The sequence below is a fragment of the Bradyrhizobium hereditatis genome (assembly GCF_020329435.1).
Classification (GTDB): domain Bacteria; phylum Pseudomonadota; class Alphaproteobacteria; order Rhizobiales; family Xanthobacteraceae; genus Bradyrhizobium; species Bradyrhizobium hereditatis.
Genome location: NZ_JAGKJK010000020.1, coordinates 1 through 24824, shown reverse-complemented (window position 1 = coordinate 24824; position 24824 = coordinate 1). Strand labels below are relative to the sequence as shown.

Annotated in this window: 11 protein-coding genes; all 11 read left to right on the top strand. The window is 62.2% G+C overall.

Annotation, left to right across the window (positions count from 1 at the left end):
* The first annotated feature begins 45 nt into the window (after positions 1-45).
* Positions 46-1506 (top strand): form I ribulose bisphosphate carboxylase large subunit, encoded by a 1461-nt coding sequence (locus J6524_RS31955; protein WP_225677974.1) that lies wholly within the window; start codon positions 46-48, stop codon positions 1504-1506.
* A gap of 13 nt (positions 1507-1519) precedes the next feature.
* Complete coding sequence (locus J6524_RS31950; RefSeq protein ID WP_225677874.1) at positions 1520-1939, top strand: ribulose bisphosphate carboxylase small subunit; 420 nt, start codon at positions 1520-1522, stop codon at positions 1937-1939.
* A 149-nt stretch (positions 1940-2088) separates the two neighbouring features.
* A complete protein-coding gene (gene cbbX, locus J6524_RS31945; protein WP_225677873.1) occupies positions 2089-2982 on the top strand; it encodes a CbbX protein in 894 nt (297 codons plus the stop codon).
* 276 nt (positions 2983-3258) lie between these two features.
* The gene (locus J6524_RS31940; protein ID WP_225677872.1) at positions 3259-3567 is read left to right on the top strand and encodes a hypothetical protein; all 309 of its coding nucleotides are present in this window, start codon (positions 3259-3261) and stop codon (positions 3565-3567) included.
* 156 nt (positions 3568-3723) lie between these two features.
* Complete coding sequence (locus tag J6524_RS31935) at positions 3724-4872, top strand: amidohydrolase (RefSeq protein WP_225677871.1); 1149 nt, start codon at positions 3724-3726, stop codon at positions 4870-4872.
* A 340-nt stretch (positions 4873-5212) separates the two neighbouring features.
* Positions 5213-7546, top strand: a complete 2334-nt coding sequence (locus tag J6524_RS31930) for a TonB-dependent receptor (RefSeq protein ID WP_225677870.1) — start codon at positions 5213-5215, stop codon at positions 7544-7546.
* A gap of 385 nt (positions 7547-7931) precedes the next feature.
* Entirely contained in the window at positions 7932-8159 is a 228-nt protein-coding gene (locus tag J6524_RS31925) for an MbtH family protein (protein WP_225677869.1), read from the top strand.
* 21 nt (positions 8160-8180) lie between these two features.
* Positions 8181-8936 (top strand): thioesterase II family protein, encoded by a 756-nt coding sequence (locus tag J6524_RS31920; RefSeq protein ID WP_225677868.1) that lies wholly within the window; start codon positions 8181-8183, stop codon positions 8934-8936.
* The gene (locus J6524_RS31915) at positions 8905-9873 is read left to right on the top strand and encodes a TauD/TfdA family dioxygenase (RefSeq protein WP_225677867.1); all 969 of its coding nucleotides are present in this window, start codon (positions 8905-8907) and stop codon (positions 9871-9873) included. The genes J6524_RS31920 and J6524_RS31915 overlap by 32 nt, the downstream gene beginning before the upstream one ends.
* A gap of 65 nt (positions 9874-9938) precedes the next feature.
* Positions 9939-19700, top strand: a complete 9762-nt coding sequence (locus J6524_RS31910; RefSeq protein WP_225677866.1) for a non-ribosomal peptide synthetase — start codon at positions 9939-9941, stop codon at positions 19698-19700.
* A 2-nt stretch (positions 19701-19702) separates the two neighbouring features.
* On the top strand, positions 19703-24824 hold a 5122-nt coding region (locus J6524_RS31905; protein ID WP_225677865.1), incomplete at its 3' end, for a non-ribosomal peptide synthetase.

Genomic DNA, 24824 nt, shown 5'->3' with positions numbered 1-24824 from the left:
CGCTCAAACCCGACCAGTCGCCGCACACCCCCTGAGGAGGCCGATATGAACATGCACTCGATGACCGTCCGCGGCAAGGATCGCTACAAATCTGGCGTCCTCGAATACAAGAAGATGGGCTATTGGGAGCCCGATTACCAGCCGAAGGACACCGACGTCATCGCGCTGTTCCGCGTCACGCCACAGGACGGCGTCGATCCGATCGAGGCGTCGGCGGCGGTCGCCGGCGAGTCCTCAACTGCCACTTGGACCGTCGTGTGGACTGATCGGCTGACGGCAGCGGAGAAGTATCGCGCCAAGTGTTTTCGCGTCGATCCCGTGCCGAACTCGCCGGGACAGTATTTTGCCTATATCGCCTACGACCTTGACCTGTTCGAGCCCGGATCGATCGCCAATTTGTCGGCCTCGATCATCGGCAATGTGTTCGGTTTCAAGCCGCTCAAGGCGCTGCGGCTCGAGGACATGCGCCTGCCTGTAGCTTACGTGAAGACCTTCCAGGGGCCGGCGACAGGCGTCGTCGTTGAACGCGAGCGCATGGACAAATTCGGCCGGCCGCTGCTTGGCGCCACCGTGAAGCCGAAGCTCGGTCTGTCGGGTCGCAACTACGGGCGTGTGGTGTATGAGGCCCTGAAGGGCGGGCTCGACTTCACCAAGGACGACGAGAACATCAACTCGCAGCCGTTCATGCACTGGCGCGAGCGGTTTCTCTATTGCATGGAGGCAGTCAACAAGGCACAGGCGGCAACCGGCGAGATCAAGGGCACTTATCTGAACGTCACGGCCGCCACCATGGAGGACATGTATGAGCGCGCCGAATTTGCCAAGGAGCTCGGCTCGATCATCATCATGATCGATCTGGTGATCGGTTACACCGCGATCCAGTCGATGGCCAAATGGGCGCGCCGCAATGACATGATCCTGCATCTGCACCGCGCTGGGCACTCGACCTACACGCGGCAGCGCAGTCACGGCGTCTCGTTCCGGGTGATCGCGAAATGGATGCGGCTCGCCGGCGTCGATCACATCCATGCCGGCACGGTGGTGGGCAAACTCGAAGGCGATCCGGCGACCACGCGCGGCTATTACGACATCTGCCGCGAGGACTACAATCCGATGCGGCTGGAGCACGGCGTGTTCTTCGACCAGCACTGGGCGAGCCTCAACAAGCTGATGCCGGTGGCCTCAGGCGGCATTCACGCCGGGCAGATGCATCAACTGCTCGATCATCTCGGCGAAGACGTGATCCTGCAGTTCGGTGGCGGCACCATCGGTCATCCCATGGGCATTCAGGCCGGCGCCACCGCCAACCGCGTGGCGCTGGAAGCGATGATTCTCGCGCGCAATGAGGGCCGCGACTACCTGCACGAGGGCCCCGAGATTCTCGCCAAGGCCGCTGAGACCTGCACGCCACTGAAATCGGCGCTCGAGGTCTGGAAGAACGTCACCTTCAATTACGAATCGACCGACATGCCCGACTACGTCCCCACGCCCAGCGTCGCGATGTAAGGAGCGAATAATCATGCGCATTACCCAAGGCTGCTTCTCGTTTCTGCCGGATCTCACCGACGAGCAGATCTCCCGTCAGGTGCAGTATAGCCTGGAGAATGGATGGGCGGTGAACATCGAATTCACCGACGATCCGCATCCCCGCAACAATCTCTGGGAAATGTGGGGATTGCCGATGTTCGATCTTCGCGACGCTGCCGGCGTGATGATGGAGCTGAACCAATGCCGCAAGGTGTACGGCGATCGCTACATCCGCCTGTCGGCGTTTGATTCCAGTCACGGCTGGGAATCGGTGCGGCTATCGTTCATCGTCAACCGGCCGAAGGAGGAACCCGGCTTCCATCTCGAGCGGCATGAAGTTGCTGGCCGCAACATCCGCTACACGACGAGATCATACGCTGCCGACCGCCCTGAGGGCCGGCGTTACGGTTAGCAAGCTTACCCGGCCCGGCAGACGAGTTCTCCCTGATCGTGCCTTTCGTCTGCCGGATGCACTGCTCCGTCGCTGTGGAAGCAGCGACGGAGTCTTTTTGACACTGCATCGAGTCGAGGGTTTGGTAGATGGACTTGGATATCGCCGACATGACAAACACGGTCAATCTTCGCGAGGAGCTTGAATCCGTCGGCATCGTGGAAATCCTCGCGCAGCTCGACCGCGAACTCATCGGGCTGACGCCCGTCAAAACCCGTATTCGCGAAATCGCAGCGCTCCTGCTGATCGAACGTATCCGCAAGCGCCTGAACCTGACGTCGGAAGTGCCGACGCTGCACATGTCGTTCACCGGCAATCCTGGCACCGGCAAGACCACGGTGGCGCTGCGGATCGCGAGCATTCTCCACAGGCTCGGTTTCGTACGCCGTGGCCAGGTGGTGTCGGTGACCCGTGATGAGCTGGTCGGGCAATATATCGGCCACACCGCGCCCAAGACCAAGGAGGTGCTGAAGAAGGCGATGGGCGGGGTGCTGTTCATTGACGAGGCCTACTATCTTTACCGGCCGGACAACGAGCGCGATTACGGTCAGGAAGCGATCGAGATCCTGCTGCAGGTGATGGAATCGCAGCGCGAAGATCTGGTGGTGATCCTCGCCGGTTACGGCGATCGAATGGACAAATTCTTCGCCAGCAATCCCGGCTTCCGTTCTCGCATCGCCCACCACATTGATTTTCCTGATTACTCCGAGCCGGAGTTGCTTGCCATCGCCGAGCTGATGTTGCGCGACATGAATTACAAGTTCAGCGCTGACGCGCGTGAAGCGTTCATCCGCTACATCGCGCTGCGCAAGACCCAGCCGCTGTTCTCCAACGCGCGCTCCATCCGAAACGCGCTCGACCGCATGCGGCTGCGCCAGGCTAATCGGCTCGTCGCCGATCTCGATCGTGTGCTGGCGGCTGACGACATCATGTCGCTCGAAGCATCGGATGTGCTCGCGAGCAGGGTGTTTCTGAACGACGGGTCGATGACCAGCTCTGCGTGACCGCATGTCGTCAGCCGGGTTCATGTGCCGGGAAATTAATCTCAGAGGCTTGCTGCACCAATTATTGACCATGCCTCCGCACTCCCGGCTGATTACGTGCTTCCCGATTTCGAATGTTTCAAATTGCTGTAGACGCGCGCTAGCTTGATGCCGGCTACATCAGAGGGTAACGGTACTCGGTATTGATAGGGCCGCTTGCGCGGAGCTCTTTTTCTGAGCGCATCAGAATTGCCGCGGCCGCCTGTCATCGCGTGACCAAAGAAGGGGAGGCGAGCCGTGATGCAGCCAGATCCAGACAGCGAATCTGCTGGTGCAGAGATGCACCGATCCATCATGACCGCTTTCTGCGATGTTCTTCGTGCCAGTCGGCTTCCGCCGATGACCGTGATGAATCTCGCCGCATCCGCGCTCGGAGCAGTCTACAAGGAAGTCGCCAATCAGCATCGCTCTGAAGGCGGTTGTCCCTGCGGCTGGAAGCCAAATCCGCGTGCGGATATTGCGGCTCTGCAGGCGGCGCTGGCGGCCTCAATGGAATCCGCTCCACCTGCTGATCTGCGTATCATGCAGGTTGCCGGACGTGCGTAGGCTATGATGCGCGGCTAGCGAACGGTCATTTCTTGTGGGTGTCCGGAATTCGAGCTGCAGGCGAAGGGCAGGCAGTTTCTGTCGATCCGATCGATCGCGCACAAACGGCGGGATGCCCCAAGTCCGGTCCGTTGCCCCGGTGTCGAGAACGACCCCATGTTCCTGACTGAGCACGATCTGATTGAATTGACTGCATGGCGCCGGGAACTCCATCGCAAGCCTGAACTATCGGGAGAGGAAGAGGAGACGGCGCTGACCGTGCAGGCGCTCCTCCACGCTGCCGGCGCCGACAAGGTCGTCGCGGGACTTGGCGGGCATGGCGTGCTTGGAATCTACCAGGGAGATGAACCCGGCCCGACCATCCTGCTGCGAGCCGAGCTCGATGGGTTGCCGATACAGGAGACCTCGGAACTGGCGTACCGATCATCGATGCCAGGAAAGGCGCATCTCTGTGGTCATGACGGTCACATGACCATTCTGGCGGCGGTTGCGCGCGGCCTCGGTCGGCAACGCCCAAAGCGGGGGCGAGCGGTGCTTCTGTTTCAGCCGGCTGAAGAGGACGGCTCTGGCGCCGCGGCCGTCCTCGTCGATGCGAAGTTCGATCAGGTGCGGCCCGACTTTGTCTTCTCGCTGCACAATTTGCCGGGACTTCCGCTCGGGCAGGTTTCAATTGCCGAAGGCCTGGTCAATTGCGCGTCGCGCGGGATGCAGATCGTTCTAACCGGGCGAACCGCGCACGCCTCCAGCCCCGAATTCGGCATTTCGCCGCAGCGGGCCATCGCAACGCTATTGAACGAAATCACTGCATTGGGACGAGGCGGCGCCCTGGATGAAGCGTTCTCCATGGTGACGGTCACCCATGCGAGGCTCGGAGAGCCGGCATTCGGCATCTCGCCCGGTCAGGCCGAACTCTGGGTAACGCTGAGGACGCTGACTGATTCGACAATGGAGTTGATACGTCTGCAGGCAGAAGATCTGGTGCAACGTGTGGCGGCGAGCGAGGGGCTGCAGGTCAGAATCACCTACCGCGACGTGTTCAGTCACTGCTTGAATAATGCGGAGGCCGTTGTGCACCTGAAAGCCGCGCTCGATGCGGAAGGCGTGCGTCACTCTGCGCAAGGTCTTCCGATGCGTGGTTCGGAGGATTTCGGGCGATTCAACGCTCGCTCCAAATCCGCGATGTTCTTCCTTGGCGCAGGGGAGCAGCATCCAAGCTTGCACGAGCCGAACTATGATTTTCCCGATGAACTCATTGAAATCGGTGCGAGAGTCTTCATGCGAGTTCTGCGCAACCTGTTGGACTGAAAAGGTTTCAACGCGTGCAAGGGCGCAGTGATGATTCCATCTGTTGCCACGCTTGATGGTCACGCTAAAAATTAGAACGGATAAAAACTAGAAAGATTCAAAATGTGATGGCGTGTCGAATCTCGCGAAACGAAATTCATCTGCGTGAGCGCGTGTTTGAACGCTTAAGAATCTTGGTGCTACAATTTTGAACAATTAGAAAGTGTGTGGTGTTGCTCTATCGCCACTGACGCAATCTGCTGTGTGCACGCATCATCACCTTAGATAGCTTCTACTCGCTGTTTCCACTTCGGAAGTTAGAACGAGCAGGAACCTGCTTGTGGGCCTTTGGGGTGGAAGTATGACGTATGAAGTCGCGGCGAGAAATGTTGTGCGCGCTGTTTCGCTGGGAGCGGTGAGTTACCTCGCGCTTTCACTGGATGTTTCGACTGGCCAGCAAGCGTTCGCACAAAATTTGCCGCCGGTGACGGTGGATGCTCCCTCACAGCCAAAACCACGGCAGGCGAGTCAGAGATCGCAAACGTCCACGTCACGCGTGCAACGCCGTGTCGCTGCGCCAGCGCCTCGCAGGGTCGAGCCGGTGCCGTACGTGACGCCCTCCACTGGAACGCTCGGTGCGCCCCCGGCGCCCTATGCCGGCGGACAGGTTGCAACGGGAGCTCGGCTTGGATTTCTCGGCAATCGCGGCGTCATGAACACGCCGTTCAACCAGACCAGCTACACAGCTGAGCTGATTCAGAACCAACAGGCACGTACCGTTGGCGATGTCCTATACAATGATCCTTCGGTCCGGATGAAGACGCCCGCCGGCAACGGCATCGATGGCCTCTACATCAGGGGCTTCTACCACGACAGCGGCGACTATTCCATGAACGGCCTCTATGGAATGGCGCCGTTCTATTCAACATCGGCTAACTTCCTCGAGCGTGTCGAGGTTCTGAAGGGGCCGGGCGTACTGCTCAACGGCATGCCGCCAGCAGGTGCCATCGGAGGCAGCATCAACCTCGTGACGAAGAGCGCTCCCTACTTCGACATCACGCAACTGACCGCACTTTATGCATCAAAGTCGCAGTTCGGAATGCAGGCCGATGTCGCCCGGCGCTACGGTGAAAACAAGGAATGGGGAATCCGGTTTAATGGTCTGGGACGCGGTGGATCGACCGCATTCGACCGGCAGACTGATGAGTTTGGCAACGCCGTGCTCAATCTCGACTACCGCGGCGAGCGTGTGCGTTTCTCCACGGATATCGGTTACCAAGCTGAAAACCTGAAGCCGCCGCTGCGGTTCCTGACGTTCACCACCAGCCCTCCTTTTGCCACCACTATTCCTGTTCCAGCCGCACCGAAGCCCGGCACCAATTACATGCCGGACTGGGCGACATGGAAACCGAGGGATGCGTTCGCGATGACGCGCGGCGAGGTCGATCTGACCGAGTCGGTCACTGCATATGGCGCGGTTGGATACCACAGGAGCGAGATCGATTATATCTATCCGTCGCCGCGCATCACAAGCGCCAATGGCAACTGGACGGCCGTTCCCTTCAATGGACGCGATGTCTATGACAATTATGCGGGTGAGGTCGGCGTGCGTGCCTCGGTCGACACCGGCCCCATCAACCACCTCCTGACCGTTAACTATTCCGCCTTCGAGCGGGATTACAGTTCGTTCGGCAGGGCAGCCGCTGCTGTCAATTCAAACCTGTACAATCCGGTCCCAATCCCTTACCCGAACTTCACGACTGTCGCCCAAAATCTTGAAACTCAGACAAGGCTTACCAGTGTCGGCATCGCCGATACGATGTCGATGTTTAACAATAGACTTCAACTCATCGTCGGGGCCAGGCGGCAGACAGCGGCTGTGGACAGTGCGAACCTTCTGACCGCCGCCAAATCGAGCGTCGATGTTCCGACCTGGAGTCCTGGTTATGCAGTAATCGTAAAGCCGCTGGAAAACGTCTCGCTCTACGCGAACTACATTGAAGGCCTCAAAGCGCCGGAAGTTGTCACCGGAGTTACGACCTACTCGAATGTCGGAGAAATTATTCCGCCCGCTCAGACCAAGCAGAAGGAAGCCGGTGTCAAGGTCGACATGGGCCGCGTCACCGTCACTGCGAGCTGGTTCGATATCACCAGTCCGAACATAATAGCGGTCGCCGTGCCCGGACAGACTTTGCCCGCAAGGCGGCTTGCCGGCGAGCAGCAAAATCGCGGTGTAGAGCTCTATGCCTTTGGCGAGATTTCGCCGACGGTTCGCATTCTGGGCGGCGTCACTCTGATTGACGGCGAAGTGATCAGGCAATCGACCTCGGTTGGATCATTGATCTTCAACTTCAACGGCAAGACGCCAGTGGGAGTGTCGGCGGTGAACCTCAATTTGGGTGCCGAATGGGATACCCCTTTCCTGCCCGGGCTTACGCTAACGGGCCGGGTCATTCACACGAGCGAGAGTTACGCCAACGATGCGAATACGCAGGAGCTGCCGGCATGGACACGAGTTGACCTCGGCGCGCGCTACACTTTCCTTTCACCCTGGAACGGCAAGCCGATCGTCATCCGCGCCAATGTCGAGAATGTTTTCAACGAGGCGTACTGGAATTCCTATCGCACGGTCAGTAGCGCTGTATCGCTTGCCGCTCCACGCACGTATCTCTTGTCGACGACGTTCAACTTCTGAACACAGCGCCGATCCCATCACTTGCACTTCAAGCCGCCGCGGACTCATCCGCGGCGGTTTTTCTTTGATCTGCATTGTCAGCAAAAGTTCACTTATCGAAATTGATGACAATGCGATGAAAGATTCTCCTCACGCTAGTGTCCGATTCTCGAATCTCGAAAATAGTTCCGCTGTCGCAAACTAGAATCGCAAGAAACCGCGTATCGTTTTGCAAATCAGTGACTTGTCACGCGCATCAGCGCGCAAGCGCGGAGGTTGCATCGTGTCATGTGATCGCCACCTTGGAGCTATTAAAAACTTCGGCGCCGTTATTGCTTTGACCATCATTTGCTTCTGACTTAGTCAAACGTCATTGCTTTCGTTTTCTGAAGAAGGGGCCGAACCAATGATGGTGTTCGACAGAGACGACGTGACCTTCACCGTTGTTATCAATCACGAAGAGCAATACTCCATCTGGCCGACATTCAAGGAAATTCCGAACGGCTGGAAAGCTGTCGGCAAGACGGGCAGCAAGAAGGAATGTCTCGATCACATCGAACAGGTGTGGACCGACATGCGCCCGCTCAGCTTGCGCAAATTCATGGACGAAACGGCGCAACAGCAGTCGTCCTAGTCAGCGGAGCCCAGTCTTCCGATGCGGCTTCTTTGTCTGCCTTACTCCGGCGGCAGCGCCATGATCTATGCGCGGTGGCGCAGGCTTCTGCCGTCGTGGGTCGATGTCCACCCGGTGGAGTGGCCCGGGCGCGGCGCGCGCATGGACGAACCGCTCGCGACCGATCCGCGCTTGCTCGCATCTCAGCTCGCTCGTGAGCTTGGCGCGCAGCTTGACGGGCCTTACGCCCTGTTCGGGCACAGCCTTGGTGCGGTGATTGCGTTCGAGCTCGCGCATAGCCTGATCGATCACGGTGCGCCCGCGCCAAGCATTCTCTTTGCGTCAGGCGCGGAGGCGCCGGCCGTTCGAGACGGTAGCAAATGGCGCCTGCCGCTCAGCGACGAGGCGCTGCTGCACGAATTGCGCAACCTGCGGGGAACGCCGGATGAGGCGCTGTCGAATGCGGAGCTGATGCGGTCGGCGCTGCCGGTGCTCCGTGCCGATTTCCTGATGTGTGGCGCTTATGTCTATCGGCCGCGGCATCAGTTGCCATGCCCCGTACACGTCTTCGGCGGCACTGAGGACGAGACCAGTCATGAAGCGCTGGAGGCCTGGCGGCAGGAGACCTCGGCGTCGTTCAGGCTCGACATGCTGCCGGGACATCACTTCTTCATTCACACGCAGCAGGCTGAGCTGATCGACCTGATCGGCGCCGCGCTGTCCCGGCAATCGGGGCGATCGATTGGTTTGCATCGGAGCGAGGATCATGAGCGTATTCTCCGTCCAGCCACTCATTGAGGGCCAGCGCCTTCCGTTGCTGCTCAAGGCCGATACGGTCGGGCAGCCGCTTGGCGAAGCGCTTCCCTTGCTGCGCGACACGATCGATCGGCATCTCACCGATTGCGGCGGCATCATGTTTCGCGATTTCTCGCTCGATGGAGCTGATGCGTTCCGGGCGTTTGCGGCCGGTTTCGGTCATCCGCTGCTCACCTATGAGTTTGGATCGACGCCGCGTTCGCAGGTCACCTCCGGCGTTTACACCTCCACCGAATATCCACCGCACCAGCATATCCCGCTCCATAACGAGCAGGCCTATACGCGCGATTGGCCGATGAAGATCTGGTTCTATTGCATGCAGCCGGCGCTCGAGGGCGGCGAGACACCGATCGCCGACAGTCGCGCGATCTATCGCGATATGCCGGCGGCGATCCGAGAGCGGTTCACTGAGAAGGGCGTGATGTATGTGCGGAATTACGGCAACGGCCTCGATGTCGATTGGCAGCAGGTGTTCGGCACCGACTCCAGATCGGAGGTCGAAGCTTACTGCGCCGGGCATGACATCGAATGCGAGTGGAAGGAAGACGGCGAGCTTCGTACGCGCCAGGTCTGCCAGGGCACCGCGCGACATCCGGTGACAGGCGAGTGGGTCTGGTTCAATCAGGCGCATCTGTTCCACGTGTCCAATCTTGAGCCCGAAGTGCGCGAGAGCCTGCTCGACGTGGTCGGCGACGAAGTCGATCTGCCGCGCAACGTTTTCTACGGCGACGGCTCCCCGATCGATGATGAAACGCTGTCCACCGTTCGTGCTGTCCTGGAGAAACACAAGATCAGCTTTCCCTGGCAGGCCGGCGACGTGGTGATGCTCGACAACATGCTCACCGCGCACGCGCGCGCTCCATTCAAGGGGCCGCGCAAGGTGATCGTCGCGATGGCGGAAGCTCATCGGCAGGGCTGATCGTCAGCGTCGCTCACGCGCAAGGTGAGAGTTTTCGGGTCGTGTCCGGACAGGAATTCGAGAAGATGGATAGAGACAACCTTGTCGAACGATTGCGCGGACACGCCACGTTGCATCCGGATAAAGTGGCGTTGCGCTTCCTGGAAGGGGACGATGTCGCCGACGAGCTGACATTTGCCGCGCTCGATGCCCGGATAAGGTCTGTCGCGGCCCGGCTGCAGGCGTTGAACGGCGCTGGCGAACGGGCGGTGATCCTGCTGCCCAGCGGGATCAACTATGCTGTAGCCTTCTACGCGTGCCTGTATTCGGGCGTGATCGCGGTGCCGGCGTATCCGCCGGAGGGCGGGCCTGAGCGCTATGCAGGTCGTCTCAATGGCATTCTGCGCGATGCCGCGCCTCGCTTCATTCTGGTGGAGACCGCGCTGCGCTCCGCCGTGGAAGCCGCTCTTCCCGAACTGACCGATATCCAGATCATTGCGGTCGATATGATCCCGCCTGAATTCGCCGCGGAATGGCGCGAGACGCGGCCCGCTGCAAATACCATCGCCTTCCTGCAGTACACCTCGGGATCGACATCGAAGCCGAAAGGCGTCTGCGTCTCGCATGGCAATCTGGCGGCCAATGAGAAGGCAATCCAGGCCGCGGCCGGCGGCACGCCCGACGATGTCTTCGTAAGTTGGCTGCCGCTCTATCACGACATGGGATTGATCGGCGGATTGCTCAATCCGCTGTTCACGGGCTTTACCGCGGTGTTGATGTCGCCGCGCAATTTTCTCGAGCGGCCACGGCGCTGGCTCGAGGCGATCGATCGTCATGGTGGCACCATGAGCGGCGGGCCCGATTTTGCTTATGCGCTCTGCACCGATCGTATTTCCGATGAAACGATTGGCCGGCTCGATCTGAGCTGCTGGAAGTTCGCATTCTCGGGTTCGGAGTTCGTCCGCAAGAATACGCTTCTGCGATTCGGCGCGCGGTTCGCACGGGCCGGGTTCGACCGGCGTGCGTTGACCGCCTGCTACGGCCTGGCCGAGGCGACGCTGCTGGTAAGCGCAGGCGAACTTCGCGCCGAGACCGTCAGCTACACGCTCGATACCACGGCTCTCGCCGCGGGCCGCGTTGCGAACGGTGATACGGGCACCGAACTCGTGGCGTGCGGCCAAACGGCCGCCGACCATGCCACGCGCATCATGCGAACCGATGGATCGGCCGCGGCCGAGGCGGACGAAGTGGGCGAGATCTGGGTTGCCGGCCCCAGTGTTGCGCTCGGATACTGGAATAATCCCGAAGCGACGCACAAAGCTTTCGTCGAGCGCGACGGCGTGCGCTGGCTGCGCACGGGAGATGTCGGCTTCATCAGGGATGGCGCGTTGGTCGTGACCGGCCGGCTAAAGGATCTCCTGATCGTTCGCGGGCAGAATGTCTATCCGACGGATGTCGAGCAGGCCGTCGAAGCGGACGTCGAACAGGTCCGCAAGGGGCGGGTTGCCGCTTTTGCGGTCGAGATCGACGGGCGGGAAGGCATTGGGGTGGCGGCAGAGTTCAGCCGTACCGTGCTCAAGCGCAGCGATCCCGAGGCGCTCGCGCATGCGATCGGCGAGGCGGTGCTACGCCAGGCGCAGGAATATCCGGCCGTGGTCGTGCTATTGAACTCGCAAGCAATGCCGCTGACGACGAGCGGCAAGCTGCAGCGCTCGGCCTGCGCGGCGCGCCTCGCCAACAATACGCTCGACAGTTTCATGGTGTTCGAGAGAGGACGCCGTCGCGACGGGACGCCGTTGACGCTGCCTGCGACCGATACCGAGCGTGCCGTTGCTTCGATCTGGTGCGATGCGCTCGGCGTCAGGGCCGTGCATCGCGAGGATGATTTCTTCGTGCTGGGCGGAAACTCGATCGCGGCCGGCCAGGTCACGGCTGCGCTCCGCGAACGCTTCAGCGTGGAACTGGAGCTGCGCAGCTTCTTCGACGCGCCGACGCTCGCAGCCTTTGCAGGCCATCTCGATGGTCTGGCGCGGTCCGCCACGCGGGCGCTGCCGCCGATCCCGCGGGCGGCGGCGGCCGATCGCACGACGCTCTCGCATGCGCAGGAGCGGCTGTGGTTCCTGTGGAATATGGATCCCACTGGGACGGCCTACACGGTTGCCAGCACGATCCGGCTGAAGGGAAAGCTCGACCATGCCGCCTTGTCGCGCGCGATCGACGAAATCGTTCAGCGTCACGAGGTGCTGCGCACCACGTTCGCCGCCAGAGATGGTCGCGCAACGCAGATCGTTCACGATGCAATGCCCGTTGATGTCGGGCACAAGGATCTTCGCGAATACGCCACGAACGATCGTGCCGCATTGGCAGCGGAGCTCAGACGCTCCGAACTCGCCAAGCCGTTCGACCTCGTGAACGGACCGCTGTTGCGGGCGGTCTTGCTTCAGCTCGCAGATGAAGTGCACGAGCTGCTGCTGCTTGCGCATCACATCGTCGTCGACGGCTGGTCGCTCGACGTGATGCTCGAAGAGCTGGCTGGGCTCTACCGCACCGCCGTCGGGCAAGACACAGGCGCGCCGCCGTTACAGATGATTCAATATGCGGATTTCGCCGCCTGGCAGCGAAGCTGGCTCGCGGACGGCGAGGGCGATCGGCAGTTCGCATATTGGCGCGCGAAACTGGGTGACGTGCATCCGGTGCTGGTTATGCCGCACGATCGGCCGCGTCCGGCAACGCAAAGTCATGCCGGGGATACGATCGGCCTTGCAATCGACGGCGTGCTGGCTGCGCGGCTTCGGGCGATTGCCGCAAAACATCGCGTAAGCGTCTTCATGCTGCTGCTCGGCGCGTATCAGGCGCTGCTCTACCGCTACACCGGGCAGAGCGATCTGCATGTTGGCGTGCCGGTCGCGGGGCGGCGGCACGCGCAACTCGAAGGGCTGATCGGATGCTTCGTCAACACGCTGGTGCTGCGCGCCGAGATTGCCGATGACGCAATGTTCCCGAGCCTGCTGCAGCAGGTCAAGGAAACGGTGATCGAAGCGCTGTCGCATCAGGATCTTCCGTTTGAAATGCTGGTCGATGGCCTCAGGCCCGAACGCAGCGGCGGCCACAATCCGCTGTTCCAGGCCAAGTTCAACTACATGACGGCGCCGCGCGGTTTCGACGGTGTCGACGGGCTCACCGCCGAGATCGACATCATGGATCTCGCGGGCTCGCATTTCGATCTCGCGCTTGACGTCGTAGACGGCGCCTCAGGCATGAAGGCGACATTCAACTACGCCACCGATCTGTTCGACCGTCCGACAATCGCGCGGCTGGTGGCGCAGTTCGGTTCGATGCTGCGCCAGATCGCTGATAATGCGGAACGACGGATAGCAGACTTCGTCATCGATGATGCGAACCGGCAGATCGTATCGAGCCAGACCGCCGCGTTCGAATTCTCTGATATTATCAGTCTTCACCGCGCGTCGAGGGCCGGTAGGGAAAGTGCGGTTGCAGTCCGGTGTGGCAGCGAGACGCTGACTTTTGCAGACCTCGAGCAAAGGTCGAACCGTATCGCACATATGCTTTCTGGTAGAGGCGTGACCCGCGAAGTGCCGGTCGCGCTGTGGATCGAGCGCTCGCCGACGTTCGTCGTGGCGCTGCTTGGCGTATTGAAGGCCGGCGGCGCCTATGTACCGCTCGATCCGAAATGGCCGCTGGAGCGCGTCAGGCGCATCCTGAAGGACGGCGGCATCGAGATCCTGCTGGCGGGCGGCGAGAAGCTGGCGGAAGCGCGCGCGCTTGATTGTCTCGTGCTCGATGCGAATACCGAGGCGACGCGCAAGGAAACATCAGGCGCACCGCCGAGCACGGTGATCCATCAGGCGCAGACTGCATACATCATCTATACCTCGGGATCGACCGGAACGCCGAAGGGCGTCGCGGTCTCGCACGGCGCCCTAGCCAATTATGTGCAGGCCCTGCTGCAACGCCTGCAGCCGCAGCCGCCGTCGACCATGGCGATGGTCTCGACCGTAGCGGCCGATCTCGGCCACACCGTGTTGTTCGGCGCGCTCGCCTCCGGCGTGACGCTGCATCTGCTCTCTGCGGAAGCCGTGTTCGATGCGGATGCGTTCGCGAAAGTGATGCGCGACGGCAATATCGGCATCCTCAAGATCGTGCCCAGCCATCTGCGCGGTCTGCTGCAGGCATCGCGCTCGGCCGATCTCCTGCCGCGCGATGCGGTCATCCTCGGTGGAGAGACCTGCGATGCCGCACTGCTCGAGGATATCAGGCTCTTGCGACCGCAATGCCGGATTCTGAATCACTACGGGCCGACGGAGACCACCGTTGGTGCGGTGACGCATGAATGCGAGACTGCATATGAGAGCGGGGCGGTTCCGATCGGCTTGCCGCTCGCCAATCTGCGCGCCCACGTGCTGGACGATGCACTGAACGAGGTGCCGGTCGGTGTCACGGGCGAACTCTATATCGGCGGCGCCGGCCTCGCGCGGGGCTATCGTGGCGCGGCGGGCCTGACCGCGGAACGCTTTGTGCCTGATCCGTTCGGCGCGGCTGGAGAGCGGCTCTATCGAACCGGTGATCGCGTCCGCTGCGACCGGGCGGGCCGGCTGATCTTCCTCGGCCGCAGCGATGATCAGATCAAGCTGCGCGGCTATCGCATCGAGCTTGGCGAAGTCGGCCGCGCCATCAAGGCGCTGCAGGGGATTGATGACGCGGTGGTTATCGCGCGCGCGATCGGCGCGAGCGGAGAGCGGCAGGAACTTGTGGCTTACTGTGTGCCCGGCAACGGTGTGACCCTACAGCCGGAGGCGATCAAGCAGCAGCTCTCCGCGGTCGTGCCGGATTATATGCTGCCGTCACACATTATTGCATTGCAGCGGCTGCCACTCACAGCCAATGGCAAGGTCGACCGCAAGGCATTGCCGGAGCCGGTCGAAGATAAGGCCGCCCCGAGCTATGCCGCGCCCGTCGGAGACACCGAGGAGGCGATCGCGGCAGTCTGGTGTGAGGTGCTCGGTCGCGAGCGCATCGGCCGTCATGATAATTTCTTCGAGCTCGGCGGCGATTCCATCCTCAGCCTGCAGATCATCGCCCGCTTGCGCAAGCGCGGCATCCGCCTGACGCCGAAGCAGGTGTTCGGGCAGCAAACCGTGGCCGGGCTGGCAACTGTTGCAGCCGTTACGGCGAGGCCTGCCGCAACGAAGGAGAAGCCGGATACAAAGATGCTGGCCGGTGGCGATCCGGCAGCCGGCATGCGTCATCTGCTGCCGATTCAGATCCGCTTCTTCGCGGAGGAAATAGGCAACCGGAACCACTGGAACCAGGCCGTGCTGCTGGTCCCGCAGACGCAGCTCGACTGGGGGACACTGCGAGGTGCGCTCGCCGCGATTGCGGAGCAGCACGATGCATTGCGACTGCGGTTCAAGCAGGTGGACGGAGCGTGGCGGGCGGAGCAGGGCCCTCCGCCGTCGCCGCCGGAACTATTATGGGTCCGTGCTGGCGTCGTGGATTCGACGGAGATTGCTGCGCTTGCTTCTGCTGCGCAGGAGAGTCTGTCGCTGTCTTCGGGGCCGTTACTGCGCGCGGTCGGGATGGATCTTGCCGATGGCAGCCAGCGGCTCTTGATCGCGATCCATCATCTGGTTGTCGATGGCGTATCCTGGCGCATCCTTCTGGAAGACCTGGCTTCAGCGTATGATCAGCTAAAGCAGAGCGACGCGGTCACGCTGCCGCCGAAGAGCGACTCCTATGCGTCTTGGGGCGAGCGCTTGCACTCCTACTCGGCGACCGCGGAACTGGCTGATGAGCTACCTTTCTGGCTCGATTGCAGCGCGGGCCCGAGCTTGCCATGCGACGACGATCATGATGGCGTCGATCTCGTTGTGGATGGCGATGAGGTGTCGCTGGTCATCAATGCCGAATTGACGTCGAGGCTGCTTGAGGAGGCACCCTCCGCCTATCGGACGCAGGTCAACGATCTGATGCTGGCGGGCCTGGCGCGCGCTGTCTCGCGCTGGAGCGGGCATTACGATGTAACGGTCGAACTCGAAGGCCATGGCCGTGAGGACGTATTCGCTGGCGCGGATGTTTCCCGTACGGTCGGCTGGTTCACGACAGCCTTCCCGGTGCGGCTGCAAGGCGGATCGAACGACGACGCTTCCCTGATCAAAGCGGTCAAGGAGAAACTCCGAGCGATCCCGAACCGCGGGCTCGGCTATGGCGTGCTGCGCTATCTCGGCTCGGAGGCCCAACGCCATGCGCTGGCGCAACTGGCCGAGCCGCAGATCGTCTTCAATTATCTCGGCCGGTTCGATGGCAGCTTATCCCAGCACTTCGCGTTCGCGCCGGAGAGCGCGGGTCCGTCTCGTAGCGCCACCGCTCCGTTACGCGGCTGGCTGAACATCACCGGCTTCGTGCGTGAGGGCCGGCTGCAACTGTCATTCGGATACGGACGCAAGCGCTATCGGCGCGAGACGATTGAACGGCTAGCGGCGCTTTACCAGACGGCACTGCGCGAATTGGTGACGCATTGCTGCAGCGGCGCCTTTGGCCTCACGCCGTCTGATGTTGCGCTGTCCGGGCTCGGTCAGGCCGATCTCGACCGGCTAGGCGCGACATTGGATCTCCGCAGCGTCGAGGATATCTATCCGCTTTCGCCAATGCAGCAGGGCATGCTGTTCCATGCGCTCCGGGATGGTGACAACGACGCCTATGTGAACCAGGTCGGGCTCGAGCTGTTCGGCTTCGATGCCGACAAGCTTCGAACGGCGTGGCAGGCGGTGAGCAACCGGCACGCCGCGTTGCGGACGGGCTTTGTCTGGCAGAACTTGTCCGGTGCAGCCCAGCAGGTGGTGCACCGCCATGTGACGGTGCCGTTCGTCGAAGAGGATTGGCGCCCGCGAGCGGCCGCGCTCGAACGCAGCGGCGAGCGCACGGAACTGGATGCCGCACTGGCGGAAGTATCCCGGCGCGAACGCGAAAAAGGCTTCGACGTCGCGCAGCCACCGCTGCAGCGGGTGCGCTTGATCCGGCTCGACGACAAACGTCACTGGCTGATCTGGACCCATCACCACATCTTTGTCGACGGCTGGAGCTCGGCCCGGCTGGTTGCGGAGGTGCTGCAGCATGTCCGCGGCGACATGCTACCGGCCGTGCAGGGCAGCTATCGCGACTACATCGCATGGCTGCAGGGCCGCGATCAGGCAGGCGCCGAGAAGTTCTGGCGCGATGCGCTGGCTGGGCTCGAAACGCCGACCCTGCTGGCGAATACGCTTGTGGCGAACAAGGCATCGGAGTCCGAGGGACACGCCAGCATTGCGCTCGCGGTGAATGCGGAGCTGACTGATCGGCTGAAGGCGTTTGCGAAGCGCGAGCGGGTGACGCTCAACACGCTCATTCAAGCAGCGTGGGCGCTGTTGTTGCGACGGCATTCGGGGCAAAGCGCCGCCTGTTTCGGCGTGACCGTGTCCGGTCGTCCGGCGGAACTGGCAGGCGCCGAGGAGATCGTGGGCCTCTTCATCAACACGTTGCCGATCGTCGACGCGCCAAGCCCGCAAGCAAGTGTCGGCGACTGGCTACGCCAGTTGCAGGAGCAGAACCTGGCCTTGCGCGAGCACGGCTGGACGCCGCTCTACGAGATCCAGCGTCTCGCCGGCCATGCCGGGCAGACGCTGTTCGACAGCATCCTGGTGTTCGAAAACTATCCGATCGATGAAGGGCTGCGCCGGACCGGGGAGAGCGGGCCGCGCCTGGGGCGCGTCGATCATGTCACGCCTACCAACTATGCGCTGGCGGTTGCCGTGTTCGCTGGAAGCGACCGGCTCAGTCTCGAGTTCAACTACGACCGCGCCCGGTTCGATGAGGCAGCTATCCGGCGCCTTCGCGACATGCTGCATGGATTGCTTGAGCGGATCGCGGCCAACGCGGATCGCGCGCTCGGCGAACTCGGATCGGTCGCCGATGATGAGGCACGGCGGGTCCTGAGCTGGAGCAGCGCGGCGCATCCGGCATCGCCTGCTTCTTACGTCGGCGTCGTTACGCATATCGAGGCGCAGGCCGCGCAGGCGCCTTCTGCTGTCGCGATCATATGGGCTGACCAGCGCATCAGCTATGGCGAGCTGAATGCCCGCGCGAACCAGCTTGCGCGGCGGCTTCGCCGCTGGAACATCGGCGCGGATCGCCTGGTCGGCATCGCCCTGGCGCGCAGCCCGGAGATGATGGTCGCGCTGCTAGCAGTCCTGAAGGCAGGCGGCGCCTATCTGCCGCTCGATCCGGACTATCCGGCCGAGCGGCTCGCCCACATGCTGCGCGACAGCAGGGCACGGCTGATATTGACGCAAAGCGCGCTGCTCGAACCGCTCGCGCCGGTGCTGCACGAGACCGGCGTCGAGGCGTGCTGCATCGACGAGCCATCGCCACCCGCCGGCGAAGACACCGGCAACCTGAATATCGAGATACATCCGGATAGCCTCGCCTATGCGATCTACACGTCAGGGTCGACCGGAATGCCGAAGGGCGTGGCTGTATCGCATGGGCCGCTTGCCATGCATTGCGAAGCCATCGGCCGGCTCTACCGCATGACGTCGCGCGACCGCGAATTCCAGACGGCGTCGATCAATTTCGACATCGCCCATGAGCGATGGCTCGTGCCGCTGATGACGGGCGGCTCGCTGGTCCTGCCATCCAGACCAGGCCTGCTGATTGACGACCTCGTCAGCGAGATCGAGCGCAATTCGGTTACGTCGATCTTTCTGCCGCCGGCCTATGCGGATCAGTTGAGCGCAGCTCTGCGGCAGAGCAGGCGCAGGCTCGCCATCAGGGCTTGCATCGTGGGCGGTGAAGCCTGGTCGGATAGCGGGATCAACGCGCTTCGTCAGGCAGCTGACGTCGATCTTCTGGTCAACGCCTACGGTCCGACGGAGACTGTGATCGCGCCGACGGCGTGGCTCGTCGACGATGCCGCGCTGACGCCGGGGCGGGCCGCGCCGATCGGACGGCCCGTTGGTGCCAGGTGGGCCTACATTCTCGATGCCGACCTCAACATCGTTCCCATCGGCGTCACCGGCGAGCTGTTCATCGGCGGTGTTGGATTGGCCCGTGGCTATCTGAAACGGGGCGCACTGACGGCGGAACGGTTCATCCCGGATCCGTTCGGCGATACTGGCGCGCGCCTCTATCGCACCGGCGACCTTGCGCGCTGGCGCGCCGACGGCGTGATCGAATATGTCGGCCGCGCCGACCAGCAGGTGAAGATCCGCGGCTTCCGTATCGAACTCGGAGAGATCGAGGCGCGCCTCACCGAGCAGCGCGGCGTGCGCGCAGCGGCCGTGGTGGCGCGCGAGAGCAGGACGGGGCGTCAGTTGTTCGCATACGTGAGCGGCGAGCCGATGCTCGATGGCCGCGCCTTGCGGGAATCTCTAGTGGCCATTCTGCCTGAGTACATGGTCCCATCAACGATTGTCGTGCTCGAGCAATTGCCGCTGACCCCCAATGGCAAGATCGACCGGCGCGCGTTACCGGCGCCGCACGAGGATGCGCAGGCCCGCCGTGGCTATGAGGCGCCCGAGGATGAAATCGAAATCGCGCTGGCGAAGATCTGGGCCGAACTGCTCGGCGTCAACAGGATTGGACGCCATGATCACTTCTTCGAGCTCGGCGGTCACTCCTTGCTTGCCGTGCGGGTGCTCAGCCGGGTGTCGCACGAGATCGGCGTGTCCATCCCGGTCTCTGATCTGTTCGTTCACCCCGACCTCGCCTCGTTCGCGCGCGTCGTGTCGATCAGGCTGATCGAGCAGGAGTTCGATGCTGAAGAGCTCCAGGATCTGATCGCGGAGGGGCAGTGAACATGGCCGATGCAGCAAAGCCGAGTTTGCGTGATCTCGATTCCGCGCAGGTGAGAAAGCTCCTGGCGCTGGCGAGAGAGCGCGGCCAGAATACCGTCAGGAAAGGTGACTCTTCGATCCCGAGGGCGCCGCGCGATGGACCACTCCAACTGTCCTTTGCGCAGCAGCGGCTTTGGCTATTGGCGCAGCTCGATGGCGCCAGTTCCAACTATCACATTCGCGGCGCATTGCGCCTTTCGGGTGATCTCGATGTCGTTGCATGGCGCCGGAGCCTCGACCGGTTGTTTGCGCGCCACGAAGCGTTGCGCAGCGTCTTTCGCGTGGTCGACGGACAGCCGCGCGTTGAACTCTTGCCGGCCCATGAAGGCCTGCCGGTGCTCGAACATGATGTGCGCGCTCGCGAGGATATCGAACAGGAACTCGCCCGCTTGTGCCGCGAAGAGGCTGGTACGCCGTTCGATCTCACGACGGGGCCATTGATCCGCGGCCGTCTCATCAGGACCGCCGAGCGCGAGCACCTGTTCCTGCTCACCCAGCATCACATCGTATCCGATGGCTGGTCGATGGGCGTGCTCGTGCGCGAGCTGGGTACGCTTTACCGGGCTTTTACAGCCGGCCAGGACGATCCGCTGCCGCCGCTGGCCATTCAGTATCCGGACTACGCTGCATGGCAACGGCAGTGGCTGGCAGGCGAGCGATTGCAGCAGCAGGTCGACTATTGGCGGCAAGCACTCGCGGACGCGCCCGCGGTGCTCGAACTTCCGACCGACCGGCCGCGATCGCGGGTGAGGTCGCTGGCCGGCGCGTCGTTGCCGATCGAGATCGACGCCGACCTTGCGCTCGGTATCAAGCGGCTCAGCCAAACGCACCGCACGACGGCATTCATGACGGTGCTGGCGGCATGGGCGGCGGTTTTGTCAAAACTTTCCGGGCAGAGCGATCTGGTGATCGGCACGCCGACGGCTGGCCGCAACAGGCGCGAAATCGAGCGCCTGGTCGGCTTCTTCGTCAATATGCTGGCGCTCCGCGTGGATCTCTCTGGAGAGCCTGATGTGGCGGAGTTGCTCAGCCGCGTCCGCGATGCGGCGCTCGCGGCTCAGGATCATCAGGATCTGCCATTCGAGCAGCTCGTCGAGATCATTCAGCCGCCGCGGCGGCTGGAGCATCCGCCGGTCTTCCAGATCGTATTCGCCTGGCAGAACAACGAAGCGGCAATGCTTGAGCTGCCGGGCCTCAAGGCCGAGATAGCGGATATTCCGCTGCAGCAGGTCAAATTCGATCTCGAACTTAATTTGGGCGAAATGGGCGGCCGCATTGTCGGCACTCTGAATTATGCAACGGTGCTCTTTGACGAAGCGACGATCCGGCGTCATCGGGATTATCTGCTGGCCGTGCTGCGCGCGATGGTCGCTGATGCGGATCAGATCGTCGACCGTATCGACATTATCGGCGCCGAGGAGCGCAAGCTCGTCCTTAATACATGGAACGAGACAGCCGCGCCGTTCCCGTCCGAGCGCTGCATCCACGAATTGTTCGCAGAACAGGTTCGGAAAGCACCTGAAGCCATTGCGCTGGCGCATGAGAACGTTCGCCTGAGCTATGGCGAGCTGGATACGAAAGCCAATCAGCTCGCGCGGCACTTGATCGCGTTGGGCGTCGGCCCTGATCGGGTGGTTGCAATCTGCCTGCCGCGCGGCATTGCCATGATCGTCAGCGTGTTGGCCGTGCTGAAGGCAGGCGGCGCATATCTGCCGCTGGATCCGGCCTATCCGGTGGAGCGGCTGCGGCACATTGTGGATGACGCAAAGCCGAAATTGCTGATCACTGACAATGCCGGACACGCAATATTCCCGAATGCGACGTGCGAGATTGTCGATCTGGAGGCGAGCGCTTTAGCCATTGCCGACTTGGTGATATCTGCTCCAGCCGTTACAGGGCTCACATCACAGCATCTCGCCTACATCATCTACACTTCCGGCTCTACCGGAAGACCTAAGGGCGTGATGATCGAGCATCGCGGCCTGGTGAATCTGGCACTGGCCCAGCGCGCGCTGTTCGAGGTCTCCGCACGCAGCCGCGTCGTGCAGTTTGCCTCCTTCAGCTTCGATGCCAGCGCCTGGGAAATTGTCATGGCCCTGTGCTCGGGGGCAGAGCTGTTTCTCATCACTCCGCGAGAGCATCAAAACACCTCCGAACTGCTCGACTATCTCGTGAATAACACCATCACGCATGCGACCTTGCCGCCCGCGATGCTGCAGGGACGTACCGACCTCGACAGGCTGGCGTCACTGCAGGTACTCGTCCTCGCCGGAGAATTGCCCAAGGGCGAGCTGATCAAGGGGCTGCCGCCGAACGTTGCCGTCTTCAACGGCTACGGACCAACGGAAGCAACGGTCTGCGCCACCACCTGGCTGCGGCCGGCGGGCTTTGCTGGCGATGTCGTCCCGATCGGCCGCCCGCTGCCGAATACACGAATCTATCTGCTCGACAAGCTCGGTTCGCCGGTTCCGCTCGGTGCGGTCGGTGAAATCTATATCGGCGGGGCAGGGGTCGCGCGCGGCTATCTTAATCACACCGATCTGACCGCGGAGCGCTTCGTACGCGATCCCTTCGCTGACGACGCGATGGCGCGCATGTATCGCACCGGCGATTTCGGACGTTACCTGCCGGATGGCAATATCGAGTTTCTCGGCCGCAATGATCACCAGGTCAAGATCCGCGGTTTCCGCATCGAACTTGGCGAAATCGAATTTCGTCTCAACGAGCACGCCGGTGTGGCCGACTCGGTGGTGCTGGTGCGACAGGATCACAGCGGCGACCCGCGGCTGGTCGCTTATGTGGCCGCGCGTCGGGACAACAGCGCGAACGTTGATGCCGCTGAATTCGCGGCAGCGATGCGCAGTCACCTTCGTGCGTGTCTGCCGGAATACATGGTGCCATCAGCTTTCGTGCGGCTGGATGCCTTGCCGCTCACGCCGAACGGCAAGGTCGATCGCAAGGCGCTGCCGGCGCCGGAGGATGATGCCTTCGCGAGACGCCACTTCGAGCTGCCGCAAGGCGAGATCGAGGAGATCGTTGCCAGGATATGGACCGAGCTACTCGGCGTCGCTCGGATCGGACGCAACGATCATTTCTTTGAACTGGGCGGCCATTCGCTGCTTGCAGTGCGCATGTTGGAACGACTGCAGCGGCATTCGCTCCGGGCGGACGTGCGCGCGCTGTTTGCAAAGCCGGTATTGGCTGATTTCGCCGCCGGTCTCAACGGCGGCGGAGAAGCCGATGTTCCCGCTAACCTGATCACGCCGCAGACGACGGCGATTACACCCGAATTATTGCCGCTGATCGCGTTGACGCAATCCGATGTCGACAACATCGTGGCCAGAGTTCCGGGCGGCGTCGCCAACATCCAGGATATCTACGGCCTGTCGCCGCTTCAGGACGGCATCCTGTTTCACCATCTGCTGTCGAAGGAAGGCGATCCATATTTGCTGGTCGGCCAGATGGCGTTTGCAAGCCGCGACCTGCTCGACCGCTATCTCGCTGCTGTTCAAGAGGTGATCGATCGTCACGACATTCTGCGCACGTCCATTGAATGGAATGGCCTGTCCGCTCCGGCGCAGGTGGTCTGGCGACAGGCTTCTTTTGACGTCAGCGAGGTCGCGTTGGATGGCGAAGGTGCCGCGCATAAGCAGCTTGCCGAGCGCTTCGACCCGCGCCGTTATCGGATCGATCTCGGCCAGGCACCGCTGCTGCGATTTGCAGTCGCCCCAGATCCCGGCAAGGAGCGTTGGCTGCTTTTGGTGTTGCTGCATCATTTGATCGGCGATCACTCCACGCTGGAGGTGATGCACGACGAAGTCCGGAAAATATTGTCCGGACGCGGTCGTGAGCTTTCGGCGCCGTACCCTTTCCGAAACCTGGTAGCGCAGTCGCGCAGATCGCCGGCCACCGAAGAGCACGAGCGATTCTTCCGGAACATGCTGGCCGACATCGATGAGCCGACGACGCCGTTTGGCCTCGATCGGGTGCACGGCGATGGTGGCGGCGTGACAGAAGCCCGGCGAATGCTGCCGGAACAGCTCAACGCACGGCTGCGCGCGCTGGCGCGGCGGCTGGGCGTCAGTCTTGCCAGCCTGTGCCATCTTGCCTGGGGCCAGGTAGTGGCGCGAAGCAGCGGGCGCGAGCGCGTCGTGTTCGGCACGGTTCTGTTCGGCCGCATGCACGCCGGCGCTGGCGGCGACCGTACCATGGGCCTGTTCATCAACACATTGCCGCTGCGGCTCGATCTCGACGGCACGGCGGTCGAGGACAGCGTCCGGCATGCGCACGCCCGGCTTGCCGAACTGATGGCGCATGAACATGCCTCGCTGGCGCTTGCGCAGAGATGCAGCGGTGTCGTAGCGCCGGCGCCCCTGTTCAGTTCGATCCTGAATTATCGGCACAACGCGAAGCCGGCCGACTCGTCTGCGGATCAGGACGGCGCGGGCGTGCGCGGCATCGAGTGGCTCGGTGGTGAAGAGCGTACGAATTATCCCTTGATGATGGCGATCGAGGATTACGGTCATGCACTCGGCTTGACCGCTCAGGTAGTCCATCCGCTCTCGGCCGATCGCATCTGCGCCTTGATGCAGCAGACGCTCGAACAACTGGCTGAGGCATCGGAGCGCGCGCCTCGCTCGCCGGTGCGGCAATTGGATGTTCTACCCTGCGAGGAGCGTCAGCTTTTGCTGGAGACGTGGAACCGGACGCAGGCGCGATATCCAAGAGACCGCTCATTCATCACGCAATTCGAGGCGCAGGTGTGCGAATCACCCGACGCGATCGCACTGGTGTTTGGCGATGCGGAGCTGAGCTACGCCGCGTTGAATGCGCGGGCCAACCGGCTGGCGCGGCGGCTGCGGGAGCGCGGAGTCGGAGCCGATGTCGTCGTCGGGCTGGCGCTCGACCGCGGCGTCGAGATGATGGTCGCGCTATTGGCGGTGCTGAAGGCCGGCGGCGCCTATCTGCCGCTCGATCCGGAGTATCCGCGGGAACGGCTGGCGCACATGCTGCGCGACAGCGGCGCGGCGCTGGTGCTGACGCAGCAGGCGCTGCTCGATCAGTTCTCGCCGGCGCTGAAGGAGA

Bases quoted from the DNA above. Each gene is read 5' to 3' on its own strand.
- J6524_RS31950 (WP_225677874.1), top strand. From the start codon at position 1,520: ATGCGCATTACCCAAGGCTGCTTCTCGTTTCTGCCGGATCTCACCGAC.
- J6524_RS31910 (WP_225677866.1), top strand. From the start codon at position 9,939: ATGGATAGAGACAACCTTGTCGAACGATTGCGCGGACACGCCACGTTG.
- cbbX (WP_225677873.1), top strand. From the start codon at position 2,089: ATGACAAACACGGTCAATCTTCGCGAGGAGCTTGAATCCGTCGGCATC.
- J6524_RS31925 (WP_225677869.1), top strand. From the start codon at position 7,932: ATGATGGTGTTCGACAGAGACGACGTGACCTTCACCGTTGTTATCAAT.
- J6524_RS31930 (WP_225677870.1), top strand. From the start codon at position 5,213: ATGACGTATGAAGTCGCGGCGAGAAATGTTGTGCGCGCTGTTTCGCTG.
- J6524_RS31955 (WP_225677974.1), top strand. From the start codon at position 46: ATGAACATGCACTCGATGACCGTCCGCGGCAAGGATCGCTACAAATCT.
- J6524_RS31915 (WP_225677867.1), top strand. From the start codon at position 8,905: ATGAGCGTATTCTCCGTCCAGCCACTCATTGAGGGCCAGCGCCTTCCG.
- J6524_RS31935 (WP_225677871.1), top strand. From the start codon at position 3,724: ATGTTCCTGACTGAGCACGATCTGATTGAATTGACTGCATGGCGCCGG.
- J6524_RS31920 (WP_225677868.1), top strand. From the start codon at position 8,181: ATGCGGCTTCTTTGTCTGCCTTACTCCGGCGGCAGCGCCATGATCTAT.